The 13,576-nt window shown below is 55.5% G+C and carries 11 protein-coding genes; 5 read left to right on the plus strand and 6 right to left on the minus strand.

From position 1 onward, the window contains the following. Positions 1–61: 61 nt before the first annotated feature. The 6 genes from FJD38_RS05545 to FJD38_RS05570 form a co-directional block, all read right to left on the minus strand. The gene (locus tag FJD38_RS05545; protein ID WP_146384278.1) at positions 62–502 is read right to left on the minus strand and encodes a hypothetical protein; all 441 of its coding nucleotides are present in this window, start codon (positions 500–502) and stop codon (positions 62–64) included. Between the two features lie 273 nt (positions 503–775). After that, positions 776–1,060 (minus strand): PA4642 family protein, encoded by a 285-nt coding sequence (locus FJD38_RS05550; protein WP_122785773.1) that lies wholly within the window; start codon positions 1,058–1,060, stop codon positions 776–778. 51 nt (positions 1,061–1,111) lie between these two features. Continuing rightward, a complete protein-coding gene (locus FJD38_RS05555) occupies positions 1,112–1,606 on the minus strand; it encodes a hypothetical protein (RefSeq protein WP_122785774.1) in 495 nt (164 codons plus the stop codon). Between the two features lie 69 nt (positions 1,607–1,675). Continuing rightward, positions 1,676–3,391: an ABC transporter ATP-binding protein/permease gene (locus tag FJD38_RS05560; protein WP_146384280.1), complete on the minus strand. Its 1,716-nt coding sequence runs from the start codon at positions 3,389–3,391 to the stop codon at positions 1,676–1,678. Between the two features lie 140 nt (positions 3,392–3,531). Continuing rightward, entirely contained in the window at positions 3,532–4,092 is a 561-nt protein-coding gene (locus FJD38_RS05565) for a response regulator transcription factor (protein WP_122785776.1), read from the minus strand. Continuing rightward, positions 4,085–5,347, minus strand: coding sequence for an ATP-binding protein (locus tag FJD38_RS05570; RefSeq protein ID WP_122785777.1), 1,263 nt, complete (start codon positions 5,345–5,347; stop codon positions 4,085–4,087). The genes FJD38_RS05565 and FJD38_RS05570 overlap by 8 nt, the downstream gene beginning before the upstream one ends. 357 nt (positions 5,348–5,704) lie before the next feature. On the opposite strand from FJD38_RS05570, the gene FJD38_RS05575 reads away from it, so the two are divergent. The 5 genes from FJD38_RS05575 (at position 5,705) to FJD38_RS05595 (ending at position 13,572) form a co-directional block, all read left to right on the plus strand. After that, on the plus strand, positions 5,705–6,421 hold the full coding sequence (locus FJD38_RS05575; protein ID WP_146384282.1) for an SIMPL domain-containing protein: 717 nt from the start codon (positions 5,705–5,707) through the stop codon (positions 6,419–6,421). A gap of 415 nt (positions 6,422–6,836) precedes the next feature. Further along, positions 6,837–8,462 (plus strand): ABC transporter substrate-binding protein, encoded by a 1,626-nt coding sequence (locus FJD38_RS05580; protein ID WP_146384283.1) that lies wholly within the window; start codon positions 6,837–6,839, stop codon positions 8,460–8,462. A 300-nt stretch (positions 8,463–8,762) separates the two neighbouring features. Continuing rightward, positions 8,763–10,361 (plus strand): ABC transporter substrate-binding protein, encoded by a 1,599-nt coding sequence (locus FJD38_RS05585; RefSeq protein ID WP_122785780.1) that lies wholly within the window; start codon positions 8,763–8,765, stop codon positions 10,359–10,361. A 159-nt stretch (positions 10,362–10,520) separates the two neighbouring features. Next, positions 10,521–11,888 (plus strand): OprD family porin, encoded by a 1,368-nt coding sequence (locus FJD38_RS05590; RefSeq protein ID WP_146384285.1) that lies wholly within the window; start codon positions 10,521–10,523, stop codon positions 11,886–11,888. A gap of 88 nt (positions 11,889–11,976) precedes the next feature. Next, positions 11,977–13,572, plus strand: a complete 1,596-nt coding sequence (locus FJD38_RS05595; RefSeq protein WP_146384287.1) for an ABC transporter substrate-binding protein — start codon at positions 11,977–11,979, stop codon at positions 13,570–13,572. The last annotated feature ends 4 nt before the right edge of the window (positions 13,573–13,576 follow it).

The following is a 13,576-nucleotide window of genomic DNA, read 5'->3' on the forward strand; positions in this document are numbered from 1 at the left end:
CCCCATAAAGGGGCGCACAAAAAGCCCGCGCCCCACTATGGAGCGCGGGCTTTTTATTGCCTCATCGCATCGTAAACATCACCCGTGAACCGCCGTGGCTGACAAACTCATCGTCGTCGGGTACGGCAATCTGCTCGGCACTGCATTGAGCAGGCACTGAACCCACAGATTTGGCCCCCACCCAACGATTGAGGTTGGCAGAATCTGGCGTGAGGTGGCCAAAGCCGAAGTGACACGCTTGCTCGCCGTACTGATAGGTAAATGCTTGGGTGCCCCGAGATTCGGGCAAGTAATACATCAATTCCTGACTGCCGCCCGGTGTAATAACAAAGTCATGGCCCGAGTTCTCTGGCTGGCTCAACCATGAAAAATCCTTACCCGGCGAAATGTCATGCTCCGTTGCGTTGAATATTTCGACCTCCAGCACCGGATCCAACGCCAGCGCGGCCGGGCCAAAAAGCCCCAACATCAGGCCGGTTATCCTTACCAATGTACCCGTCATTGCTCAATTCCTATGAGTCATCGACCCATAGTCCTTATGGGCCGCTTCATCATCGAGTATTGCTCGCCCACGCAAAAGCCCCATGCGCCAAAGCGAATGCGATTCGTAGGAAGGGTCTTGAGTCCGTAGCAGCTGCCGTAGGGACGAGGCGGCGTCCGGTTGCGAAGCAATCGTAAAACCTGAGTGTGCGTCTTGCCTGATAAAACGTGACACCTGAATTTACGACGGCTTCGCCGCCGGACGCCGCCTCGTTCCTCGTCAGCTGCTACAGGATCAGCGGGCTTGCTCGATCAGCTCGATGTATTCGGCAGCATTGCGCTGGTCTTTGATGAGGTCGACAAAGGTCTGGCCATGCTCATCTTTGCCATCAAGGTCGTAGCCGGCTTCTTTGAAAAAGCCCAGAAAACGCTCGAAATCGTCAATACGCAGGCCACGATAGGCCTTGATCAGTTTGTGCAGCGAGGGTGAAGTGGCGTCTACCGGCTCAAAATCCAGGAATAACTTGACCTGCTCGTCGCCAATCTCATCACCAATCAACTGTTTCTTGTCTTTACGCATGTCCGACTCCAACCTGCTCAAACTTCACGGGGCCCGCAGTTTACCCAAGGCTCAACGTGCGCGCACGCTGCCGGTGTGCAAATCAGCCCAGACATGGCCATTGGCATAGGTCAAAAACTGAACATAGACCGTGTCATTGCGCAGCAAATCCATAATCACGCGGTATTGGCTCTGTGGATAAGACAGGTTCAAAGTGCGGGTTTTACTGTCAAATGTCGGCTTTTTAAGGCTTTTACTTTCGCCATCGAATGTCATCAGCACTTCACGCACCGTTGCCCCCTGGCTCATAGGCTTACCCTTGAGGCGCACCAGTAGAGGCGATGTGACCGGAATCGGCTGCTGATTGGACTGCCGCTGGCTGCCCACCACCACAGAGTAAGAGGTCACCAACATCAACTGTTGGTGCTCGGGCGCTTCGGCCCGCAGTTGAAGGTCATCAGCCGGTAGAAACTGCGCATGCAACGGCGCAGTCGCAGCGGGCGCGGCCGCCAATGGCAGGCTGGCCATCAACAGGCTCAAAGCAACACTGCGAAATAGAAAACTCATGGCATATTCCAAAAAGCGGGAAACAGCACTCTAGCATGCTGTTTACCGCGACCGGCAGAGGTCAGCGAGCTACTGCACAACCAACTGACCGGTTTCAATACGCACGTGCCGGGCATGAAAGCGCGCCAGACTGCTGCGATGCCCCACACTGACAATGCTCAAGCCCTGGAGTTGGTCGATCAGCGCCTGATACATCATCGCTTCGTCTTCTTCATCCATCGCTGACGTGGACTCGTCCATGTACAGCCACTGCGGGCGATACAGCAACACACGGGCAAAAGCCAGGCGTTGTTGTTCACCTCCAGAGAGCAAACGCTGCCAGTGATTAGGTTCATCAAGCTTGGACACCAGATGCCCCAGACGGCAGTCGCGCAGCACGCGCTCATACTCTTCAAGCGCGTAAAGGGTGCTCTCCTGTGGATAACTCAACGCGTCACGCAAGGTGCCGATGGGCAGGTAAGGCTTTTGCGGCAAAAACAGAGCGCGCTGTTCAGGCAACCGAATCGCCCCACCCCCTTGCGGCCACAAACCGCCCATCGCCCGCAGCAAGGTGCTTTTGCCACTGCCTGAACGACCACTGAGCATGACTCGCTCGCCCGCCGCCACCCGTAGGTTGGCGTCACACAGCAAGGGGCGCCCATCGGCCAAAGTCAGGTCCAGTTCATCAACCAGTAACGCGTCGCCTTGGGCCCGCACATCAATGGCAGGGGGGCGTAGCTCATTGTCGGTCATAGCCTGACGAAAGCTCAGTAACCGGTCGCAGGTCGCGCGCCATGCGGCCAGGGTCACATAGGCATCAATAAACCAGCTGAAATTTTCTTGCACATTGCTGAAGGCCGAGTTGATCTGCATCAGCTCGCCCAGCTCGATGTTGCCTGCGAAGTATCGCGGTGCCGCGACAATAAACGGAAAGATAATGGCGATTTGCGAATAACCCGCCGTGAAGAACGTAAGGCGTTTCTGCACCTTCATTTGTGTCCAGAAATTCTTCCAGACCTTGGTGAAGCGTTCACTCAAGCGCTCATATTCGTTGGGTTCACCGTTATACAAGGCAATGCTTTCGGCGTTTTCACGCACCCGCACCATCGAAAAACGCAAGTCAGCTTCGTAGCGTTGTTGTTGATTACTCAGGCCAATCAGACGACGACCGATCAAGTGCGCCAGCCAACTGCCCACTGCGGCATACACCAGCGCGCACCAGAACATATAGCCGGGTATGGTGATGCCAAAGACTTCAATACTGCCTGAAACGCCCCACAAGATAATCGAAAAGGACACCAGGCTGACCACGTTGCGGATCAAACCCAAGCCAAGCGTGAGCGTGTTGTCGGTGAACGAGTTGATGTCTTCGCTGATGCGTTGGTCAGGGTTATCGGTATAACTGCCCTGCTCCAGCTGGTAATAGTTCTTGTGCGCCAGCCAGCGCGCGAAGTGCTCCTCGGTCAGCCAGCGACGCCAGCGTATGGTCAACATCTGTGTGAGATAAAGCCTGTAGACCGCACCGACAATACCCACTGCCGCGATGATCCCGAAGTAACCGATCAGGCTCCAGAAGGCCGCGCCATCCTTTTTTTCCAGCGCGTTGTAAAAGTCCTTGTACCAATGGTTGATCCACACCGAGAGGCCTACGCTGACCAGCGACAAGGCAATAACAGCGACCAGCAACGTCCAGGCCCCAGCACGTTCTTCACTGCGCCAATAGGGTGTAATCAGGCCCCATACCCGAGGGATAAAATCGCCGTGCACAGCATCATTGACCGCAGAAGGCTCAGCGTTCTTTTTCATCGTTCAAGCTCGGTGGGTATAGAGAGCAACCGGTAAGCCGGTCAAGGCGACCGGCCTTTGACGCGCAGAAACGTCTAGTTACAGACTAGAGGCGGTTGCCACTGCGTTGCAACTCGCAAGGCAGTGGCTACAGCTCTCGTTCAGCGTCGGACCGGGCGCTTTTGCAACTTGCGCTGCAAGGTGCGGCGGTGCATGCCCAGTGCGCGGGCGGTAGCGGAGATATTGCCTTCATGCTCACCCAGCACGCGCTGGATATGTTCCCACTGCAAACGGTCCACCGACATCGGGTTTTCCGGCACCAGAGAATCCAGGTCGGCGTGCTCGGTCAGCAGGGCCGCCAACACGTCGTCGGCATCGGCTGGCTTGCACAGGTAGTTGCAGGCGCCGCGTTTGATCGCTTCAACGGCGGTGGCAATACTCGAATACCCGGTGAGGATGACCACGCGCATTTCCGGGTCGAGTTCCAGCAGTTTGGGCAGCAATACCAGACCTGAATCGCCGTCCATTTTCAGGTCCAGCGCGGCAAAGTCCGGCAAGTCCTGCTGAGCCAGCTCCAGCCCTTCATCTGCCGAACTGGCAGTGCTGACGCGAAAACCGCGGCGTGACATGGCGCGGGCCATCACCCGGGTAAACGTGGCGTCATCGTCTACCAGCAACAAATGCGGCAGCTCTTCTTCTTCGACCTGAATTTCTTCACTCATTTTCATTTCCTCGGGCGACACGTGGCAGGCGCAGCTCGGTGAGCGTGCCGCCATCCTCATGACTGTAGAGTTTTACCGAGCCGCCTGCGCGTGTCACGCTGGCTTTGCTCAAGAATAGGCCCAGACCGAAGCCTTTACCCTTGGTTGTAAAAAAAGGTTTACCGATTTGCTCTGCGATGGCCAACGGAACCCCGGGGCCATGATCACGAATATTGATGGTGACATCCACCGCATCCCAATCCAGGGACACCTCAAGCCCTTCGGGGCACGCGTCGGCTGCATTGTTCAACAAATTGAGCAGTGCCTGGGTCAAATCGGGGGGCGGCGCCATGCGCGGTATCGGCGCATGGCCAAGACAATTAAAGCGATAGGTGGCTTCGGGGCGCATCAAGTGCCAGCGATGCAGCGCTTCATCCAGCCACTCGGTGACGTCCTGCACTTCAATGGCCAGACGGCGATTGGCTTCAGCGGCACGCACCAATTGCTGCAAGGTCTCCTTGCACAACTTGACCTGATCCTGAAGCACGCTCAAGTCTTCTTGCAACTCCGGGTCGGGGTGATCGCTGCGCATCTCTTTGAGCAACACGCTCATGGTCGACAAGGGTGTACCCAGCTCATGCGCTGCACCCGCAGCTTGAGTCGCGACCGCCAGCAATTGCTGATCACGCAACCCCTCTTCACGACGCAATGCGCGCAGTTCTTCCTGGCGACGCAACTCTTCGGCCATTTTTGCGGCAAAAAAGGTAATAACCCCCGCAGAAAGCGCAAAGCTCAGCCACATCCCGTAGATCTGCAGCTTTTCGCGGAAGAACGCCATCGTGTCCAGCGGGTAAGACTGCACCAGCAACAAGGTGTAGAGCGTGAGTGCGATACACGACAACACCACCGAGAACCGCCAGGGCAGGGTAACGGCGGCAATGGTCAGCGGCACCAGATAATACGAGACAAACGGGTTGGTCGACCCCCCCGAGAAGTACAGCAAGGCACTGTGGATAAACAGGTCGCATGCCAACTGGAGTGCGTATTCCAGCTCGGTAACCGGCCATGTGGTACGTAACCGGATGGCCGTGAATGCACACAACAGCATGGAGAAAGCCAGCGTCAGGCATAGCTGAAACCATGGCAGCGGCAACAGATCGAACAGATAGGCAATGCCTACTGAACTCGCCTGCGCGGCCAGCACGAGTGTTCGGATAATGGTAAGGCGCCAGAGATTTTGGCGAGTAACGGAGACTAACTGTTCGGGGGCGAGCATGAGCTCTCCTGATGAGCACTGCAGGCGATTCGTGCGCAGTATAACCAAGCTGAAGGCCTGACAGTCACAAGTGCGGCAAAGGGCCACAGTGTAATTTCTGAATTTTTGTCTATTAGCCGCCCCCGCGCCATCTCGTAGCAGCTGACGAAGGCGGCGTCCGATTGCGAAGCGATCGTAAATCCGCGAATCTCGATACAACAGTTAAAACGCGCTGCCTAATATTGCGACGGCTTCGCCGCCGGACGCCGCCTTCGGCAGCTGCTACGGAGCACAGTGCAGTTGTAGTGAAAATGTAAACTGGGCGAACGGAAGCCCAATCACTACAGTCTTATAGGTTTACCCATTCAAGGAGCTTCCATGTCTACGTTTCAACGCACTGCAGCCGTTCTGACTCTGACCCTCGGCACATTCGCCAGCCTGCCGGCGTTGGCCGAAGGCATTAACTACAATCAGGTTTCACTGCGTGCCGAGGCCAGTCAGGAAGTGCCTCGCGACCTGATGATAGTGACCCTGTACACCGAAGCGCAAAATAGCGACTCTGCCAAGCTGGCAGCTGAAATCACTACCACCATGAACAACGCCCTGAATCAGGCCAAACAGGTCAAGGAAGTGACCCTGCGACAGGGGTCGCGTAACAGCTTCCCTATTTACGACAACAAAACCCAGAAAATCACTGGCTGGCGTGAACGCGCAGAGTTACGCCTGGAAAGTACCGATTTCGCAGCCCTGTCCAAGCTGACCGGCGAACTGATGCAAACCCTTAAAATGGGCAATATGCAATTCTCCGTGGCCAATGCCACGCGCAAAACCAGCGAAGATGCACTGCTCAAAGATGCGGTCAACGCCTTCAAGGCCCGCGCCCAACTGGCCACCGATGCCTTGGGCGGCAAAGGTTACAAAATCGTCAGCCTGAACCTCAACACCAATGGCTACCCGCAACCCTATATGCGCGGCGCCATGATGATGAAAGCCGCCGCCCCTGCAATGGACTCGGCACCTACTCCCGAAATTGAAGCCGGCACCAGCGAAGTCAGCATGAGTGCTGACGGCGTGATTGAAGTGCAGATGCAATAAAACTGCGTACGTTTGCCCAAGCCCTTGAAGTGGTTTCGCTTCAAGGGCTTTTTTACGCCCGGTGTAATAGTGGGACGCGCCCAAGAACAATATTAGAAAATTCTTACACCATTTAGAGCATGGACTTACATGCAAGCCCGCCAAAAGTCTGGATAAGTAACAACCCCGCACCAAAGCTGGGCATTGAGCGTGCTTGCGTGTCGCGCGCATGTAACTAAATGAGTCGAAAACCGCGACGCAAACGATCAAATGCGTCATAAGTTATAGATAAGCGACATTCTTGTACGCACGTTCCACTTTTTTCGGGTGCACACTCATACACATATTGCATTGGGTACGGGCCGTGCATAAGTATCGCCAGGTCGACTCATAAGGTCGCCCTCAAATCAAAAACGATAAAAATCATGAGGTCTCCATGTTTAAACTCGCGGTCATTCCGTTGTTAGTGGGCGCCAGCCTGCTGGCCAGTGCACCTTTTGCCTCGGCGGCAACAAACCTGGTGTATTGCTCCGAAGGCAGCCCTGCCGGTTTTGACCCGGGCCAATACACCACCGGTACAGATTTCGATGCCTCGGCCGAAACGATGTTCAACCGTTTGAGCCAATTCCAGCGCGGCGGCACCGCCGTCGAACCCGGTCTGGCCACGAGCTGGGACGTTTCGCCGGACAACTTGATCTGGACGTTCCACCTGCGTGACGGGGTCAAGTTCCACACTACGCCTTACTTCAAACCGACTCGCGACTTCAACGCAGACGACGTGCTGTTCACCTTCAACCGCATGCTCGACAAAGACATGCCGTTCCGTAAGGCCTACCCCAGCGAATTCCCTTATTTCACCGACATGGGCATGGATAAAAACATCGCCAAGGTGGAAAAGATTGACGATAAAACCGTCAAATTCACCCTGAACACGGTCGACGCTGCGTTTATCCAGAACCTGGCCATGAGCTTTGCCTCTATCCAGTCTGCTGAATACGCCGACCAACTGCTCAAGCAAGGCAATCCGGCTGATATCAACCAGAAGCCAGTGGGCACCGGCCCTTTTGTATTCAAGAGCTACCAGAAAGATTCGAACATCCGCTTTACCGGTAACAAGAACTACTGGAAGCCTGAAGACGTCAAGATCGACAACCTGATTTTCGCCATCACCACTGACCCGTCGGTGCGGATGCAAAAGCTGAAAAAGGATGAGTGTCAGGTGACTCTCTACCCGCGCCCTGCCGACCTCGAGGCGTTAAAAGCTGATTCGAAGCTGCAAATGCCACAGCAAGCAGGCTTTAACCTTGGCTACATCGCTTACAACGTGATGGACAAAATCAAGGGCAGCAACGAGCCCAACCCGATGGCTCAGCTCAAGGTTCGCCAAGCGCTGGACATGTCCGTGAACAAACAGCAAATCATCGACTCGGTCTATCAGGGTGCCGGTCAACTGGCTGTAGGTTCCATGCCACCGACCCAATGGTCCTATGACACCACCATCAAGGATGCCCCTTACGACCTTGAGAAAGCCAAAGAGCTGCTCAAGGAAGCCGGCATCAAGCCAGGTACCGAAATCACACTGTGGGCCATGCCTGTTCAACGCCCCTACAACCCGAATGCCAAGCTGATGGCTGAAATGCTGCAATCGGACTGGTCCAAGATCGGCATCAACGCCAAGATCATGACCTATGAGTGGGGCGAGTACATCAAGCGCTCCAAGGGCGGTGAAAACGGCGCAATGCTGATTGGCTGGAGTGGCGACAACGGTGACCCGGACAACTGGCTGGGCACCCTGTTTGGCTGCGACGCGATCGAAGGCAACAACTTTTCCAAGTGGTGTAACCCGCAGTTCGACAAACTGGTCAAGGCCGCAAAAGCCACCACCGATGTTGCTGAGCGCACAAAGCTTTATCAAGAGGCGCAGCAACTGATCAAACAACAGGTGCCCATGACACCGATCGCCCACTCGACGGTGTATCAGCCAATGAGCAAAAAAGTGGAGGGTTTCAAGATCAGTCCGTTTGCCTTGAACTCCTTCTACGGCGTGAGCGTCAGCAAATAAGGTTAAGGGTAAATGCGGCGACAACGCCGCATCCCCCTACCCCCTCGCAATCGGAAATTTCCGTCAGTCTAAAGCCACTGCGTACTACAGCAGAGGCTATAGGACTTAGAGACATTTCCTACACGATTGTCAGTCCTGCCGCATTTACTCATATGCGTCGACTCCCTAACGTCGACGCATAGCCAGTCTATTGCGCCAGGTAAAACACCGTAGCTGATGAGAACGACGCCCCGAGCCCTTCGTGCGCAATCAAAAACGTGCGCGCAAGACTCAAAAACAAGAAAAAGGATTGGCAACTTCATGCGCAACCCAGTGGTTTTATCTGTATTACTCAGTGCCGGAATTCTGGCCGCAAGCCCGCTCGCAAACGCCGCCAACAGCTTGGTCTTCTGCTCGGAAGGCAGCCCTGCCGGCTTTGATACCGCGCAATACACCACCGCCACCGACAACGACGCGGCAGAACCCATTTACAACCGTCTTGCCGAATTCGAGAAAGGCGGTACGGCCGCCATTCCCGCATTGGCAAAAAGCTGGGACGTGTCCGAAGACGGACTGACATGGACCTTTCATTTGCGTGACGATGTGAAATTTCACACCACCAAATGGTTTACGCCGACCCGTAATTTCAATGCCGATGACGTGCTCTTCACGTTCAACCGCATGCTCAACCCTGAGCACCCGTTCCGTAAGGCTTACCCGACCGAGTTCCCGTATTTCACCGGAATGAGCCTGGACAAAAACATCGCCAGCGTTGAAAAAACCGACCCGCTGACCGTAGTGATGAAGCTCAACTCGGTCGACGCCGCGTTCATTCAAAACCTCGCCATGAGCTTTGCCGCGATTCTGTCCGCCGAATATGCCGATCAATTGCTCAAGACCGGCAAACCCAGCGATATCAATCAGCGACCGATCGGCACTGGCCCATACGTGTTTCAGCGTTATCAAAAAGATTCGAACATTCGCTATGCGGCCAACAAGGACTACTGGAATCCCAGCATGGTCAAGCTCGACAACTTGATTTTCTCGATCAGCGTCGATGCCTCGGCACGCATGCAAAAGCTGCGTAAAAACGAATGTCAGGTATCGCTCAATCCGCGTCCGGCCGACATTGCCGGTCTTAAGGCAGACCCGAAAATCAAGGTCATCGAAAAGCCCGGTTTCAACCTTGGTTACATTGCCTACAACGTTCAACACAAACCGCTCGACCAGCTTCCAGTACGTCAGGCGCTGGATATGGCCGTCAACAAGGATGCCATTCTCAAAGCGGTGTATCAGGGCGCGGGGCAAAAAGCCGTGAATGCCATGCCGCCCACCCAGTGGTCTTACGACGACACCATCACAGACGCCCCCTACAACCCTGAAAAAGCCAAGGAGTTGCTCAAGGCTGCCGGTGTCAAAGAAGGCACGGTGATCAACCTGTGGGCCATGCCGGTACAACGCCCGTACAACCCGAACGCCAAGCTGATGGCCGAAATGCTGCAAGCGGACTGGGGCAAGATTGGTCTTAAGGTCAACATCATCAGCTATGAATGGGGCGAGTACATCAAACGCACCAAAAATGGCGAACATGACATCAGCCTGATTGGCTGGACCGGTGACAACGGTGATCCGGACAACTGGCTCGGCACCCTCTACAGCTGCGACGCCATCGGCGGTAACAACTACTCCATGTGGTGCGACAAGGCCTACGACACGCTGGTCAAAAATGCAAAAACCATCACTGACCGCGACCAGCGCACTGTGCTGTACAAGCAGGCCCAGCAGCTGATCAAGCAAAACGTGCCCATGACTCCGATTGCGCACTCCACGGTCAACCAGCCGCTTACGGCCAACGTCGAAGGTTTCACGGTCAGCCCTTTTGGACGTAACGCGTTCTCGGGCGTCAGCCTCAAGGAATAACCCCTCCCCTGCGCTCACCTTCAACCAGCCCCTTGGGAGGGTGGGTTGAAGGTGTGCAGCCGCAGGGCGGGGACAGGTTTGCAACGCTTCAAAGTTCCATAACAGCCAGGTCAAACCAATAAAGACCGGCAATAAAAAAAGCAGTAAGGAGCCTCAACCATGAAAGTCACAAGCAGCGCGTTGTTAGCCTTGTCCATCAGCGGCCTGGCCGGTATGGCCCATGCCGATGAGTTCATTGCCACCGAACTGAAAACCGGTGCCAGCGCTCAAAGCGAAACCAAAGGCTTTGTTGAAGAACAAACCTTGAGCGGCACCACGCGCAACTGGTATGCCAATGAGCTCAAGCGCCGCGACGGTCGCTTTACCTATAACGATCACGGTGAAACAAAAACCACCCCGCGCCGGATCAACTGGGTACAGGGCACCATCCTGGACTACACCTCGGGGTTCACCCAGGGTACCGTCGGGTTCAGCACCCAATTCGCGGCTTACAACGCCATTGCACTGGATCGCGACATCAATGACATTGCCGGCGACAACAACCGCACCCTGACCCGCCATAACGGCGACGCTGTGGGCCAGTGGAGCAAACTGGGGCTGGCCAATATCAGTGCGCGTATCTCCAACACCACACTGACCGCAGGCCGACAGAACTTCAGCAGCCCGACCATCGACGTGATTGGCAACCGTGCACTGCCTTCCAGCTTCCAGGGTGTGGCGCTGCACAGCGAAGAATTCAACAACCTGTCCTTTGACGCAGGTTCGTTTGATCGCGTGTCGCCACGTACCGAAGCCAGCCTGAGCAAGTTTCGTAGTGAATACAGCGCCACCGGGGTTGAGACAGACCGCGCCAGCGTCGCCGGCCTTAACTACCAGCCGTTCAAAAACCTGAAAACCACGCTCTACGCCACCCACGTAGAAGACTTCTGGAATCAGTACTACTTCGGCGCCGTGCACGACATGGGTGACAACGCCACGCTGGGCCTGAACACCAACTTCAACTACTACAAGACCCTCGACACCGGCAGCAAGGCCATGGGGAACATCAACAACGATGCGTACAGCCTGGCCTTCGCCCTGACCCATCAGGCACACACCGTCAGCCTGTCGTTCCAGCAAATTGCGGGTGATGAGTACTTCGACTACCTGCATGAAACCAACGGCATCTACCTGGCCAACTCCTTGCTCTCGGACTTCAACGGCCCGAACGAGAAGTCGCTGCAACTGGCCTACAGCATCAACATGGCGCAGTACGGCATACCGGGTCTGAAGTTCAACGCTTACCACGCCCGTGGTTGGGACATCGACGGCACTCATTACAAAGGCACTGCCTATGACGTGCGCAATATGGACGGTGAAAAACACTACGAGTACAGCGTTGGCACGTCCTATGCAATCCAAAGCGGCCCACTGAAAGCCACTGCCATTCGCGCCACCTACACCACACACCGCGCCAGCAAAAATCAGGCTGACGGCAGCATCAACGAGTTCCGCGTGGTCACCACCATTCCATTCAACATTTTGTAAAACACCGCTTACACCCCTGAAGACTACGGCTGATTCGACGAATCAGCCGTAGTCGTTACGCTGGTTCAACCAATTGGAGAGGGTTGCAATGAAAAAACGTCCACTACGCACTGCCCTGGCCGTGGCACTGCTCAGCACCGCTGTCAGTGTTAGCGCCAAAAACCTGGTGGTCTGTACCGAAGCCAGCCCTGAAGGGTTCGACATCGCTCAATACACCACCGCCGTCACGGCCGATGCTTCGGCTGAAACCATCCTCAACCGCCTGGTCGACTTTGCACCGGGCTCCACCGATGTTGTGCCCGCACTGGCAGAGCGCTGGGACATCAGCCCGGATGGCCTGGAGTACACTTTTCACCTGCGCCCCGACGTGAAATTTCACACCACCGACTATTTCAAACCGACCCGAACCCTGAATGCCGATGATGTGGTCTGGAGTTTTCAGCGCCAGCTGGACCCGAACCACCCGTGGCACAAGCTTTCGCTGGTCGGTTTTCCCTATTTCGAAAGCATGGGTTTTAAAGACTTGCTCAAGAGCGTCGAAAAAGTCGACGACCTGACCGTCAAAATAACGCTCAACCATGCCGAGTCGCCTTTTTTGCGTGACGTGGCCATGCCCTTCACGTCGATCTACTCCGCCGAATACGCCGACCAATTGCTCAAAAGCGGCAAAACAGCCGAGCTGAACAGCAAGCCGATCGGCACGGGCCCGTTTATCTTCGTGCGCTACAACAAAGACGCGCAGGTACGCTTCAAAGCCAACCCCGACTACTTTCGCGGCAAGCCGCCCAGCGACGTGCTGATCTTTGCCATTTCCACCGACAGCAATGTGCGCCTGCAAAAGCTCAAGGCCAACGAATGCCAGATCGCGCTTTACCCCAAGCCCGATGACGTCAAAAATATCCGCACCGACGCGAATCTAAAGGTCGATGAACTGGCCGCGCTGATGACCAGCTACATCGCCATCAACTCAAGCCATCCCTATCTGAACGACGTCCGGGTGCGCAAAGCCATCGACATGGCTTTCGACAAACAGACCTACCTCAATACCGTTCACGGCGCCGGTAATGCCCTGTTAGCAATAACCCCGTATCCGCCTACGATGCTCGGTTTTAACAAGAACATCCCGATTCCACCCCGCGACCTCGACAAAGCCCGCGCTCTGCTCAAGGAAGCCGGTGTACCTGAAGGGCAAGTCTTCACCCTGTTCACCCGCAACGGCGGCGGCCCGACCAACCCTAACCCGATGCTGGGTGCACAACTCTTGCAATCGGATCTGGCGCAAATCGGCATCAAGCTGGATATTCGGGTCATGGAATGGGGTGAAATGCTCAAGCGTGCCAAAAGTGGCGAGCACGATATGGTCTCCACCGGTTGGGGCGGCGATAACGGCGACCCGGATAACTTCCTGACCCCGCTACTAAGCTGTGAAGCCGCTAAAAATGGTGAAAACTACGCCCGCTGGTGCAACAAGGACTTCGAGGCCCTGATCACCAAGGCTCGCACGATCAGTGAACCCGCTGAACGGGCCGCACTCTATGAACAGGCACAGGTGATTTTCAATCAGGACCAACCCTGGATCAATGTGGTGCACCCTATGCTCTTCACTGCCCTGCGCAAAAACGTCGAGGGCTACACCCTTAGCCCGCTGACCAATAACAACTTCGCCACCACCCAGGTGAAGTAGAACA

The organism is Pseudomonas saxonica (assembly GCF_007858365.1).
GTDB classification, from domain to species: domain Bacteria; phylum Pseudomonadota; class Gammaproteobacteria; order Pseudomonadales; family Pseudomonadaceae; genus Aquipseudomonas; species Aquipseudomonas saxonica.

Excerpts from the sequence above, each read along its gene's own strand:
- FJD38_RS05575 (WP_146384282.1), top strand. The coding sequence starts at position 5,705 with ATGTCTACGTTTCAACGCACTGCAGCCGTTCTGACTCTGACCCTCGGC.
- FJD38_RS05580 (WP_146384283.1), top strand. The coding sequence starts at position 6,837 with ATGTTTAAACTCGCGGTCATTCCGTTGTTAGTGGGCGCCAGCCTGCTG.
- FJD38_RS05585 (WP_122785780.1), top strand. The coding sequence starts at position 8,763 with ATGCGCAACCCAGTGGTTTTATCTGTATTACTCAGTGCCGGAATTCTG.
- FJD38_RS05565 (WP_122785776.1), bottom strand. The coding sequence starts at position 4,092 with ATGAGTGAAGAAATTCAGGTCGAAGAAGAAGAGCTGCCGCATTTGTTG.
- FJD38_RS05555 (WP_122785774.1), bottom strand. The coding sequence starts at position 1,606 with ATGAGTTTTCTATTTCGCAGTGTTGCTTTGAGCCTGTTGATGGCCAGC.
- FJD38_RS05545 (WP_146384278.1), bottom strand. The coding sequence starts at position 502 with ATGACGGGTACATTGGTAAGGATAACCGGCCTGATGTTGGGGCTTTTT.
- FJD38_RS05595 (WP_146384287.1), top strand. The coding sequence starts at position 11,977 with ATGAAAAAACGTCCACTACGCACTGCCCTGGCCGTGGCACTGCTCAGC.
- FJD38_RS05590 (WP_146384285.1), top strand. The coding sequence starts at position 10,521 with ATGAAAGTCACAAGCAGCGCGTTGTTAGCCTTGTCCATCAGCGGCCTG.
- FJD38_RS05550 (WP_122785773.1), bottom strand. The coding sequence starts at position 1,060 with ATGCGTAAAGACAAGAAACAGTTGATTGGTGATGAGATTGGCGACGAG.
- FJD38_RS05560 (WP_146384280.1), bottom strand. The coding sequence starts at position 3,391 with ATGAAAAAGAACGCTGAGCCTTCTGCGGTCAATGATGCTGTGCACGGC.
- FJD38_RS05570 (WP_122785777.1), bottom strand. The coding sequence starts at position 5,347 with ATGCTCGCCCCCGAACAGTTAGTCTCCGTTACTCGCCAAAATCTCTGG.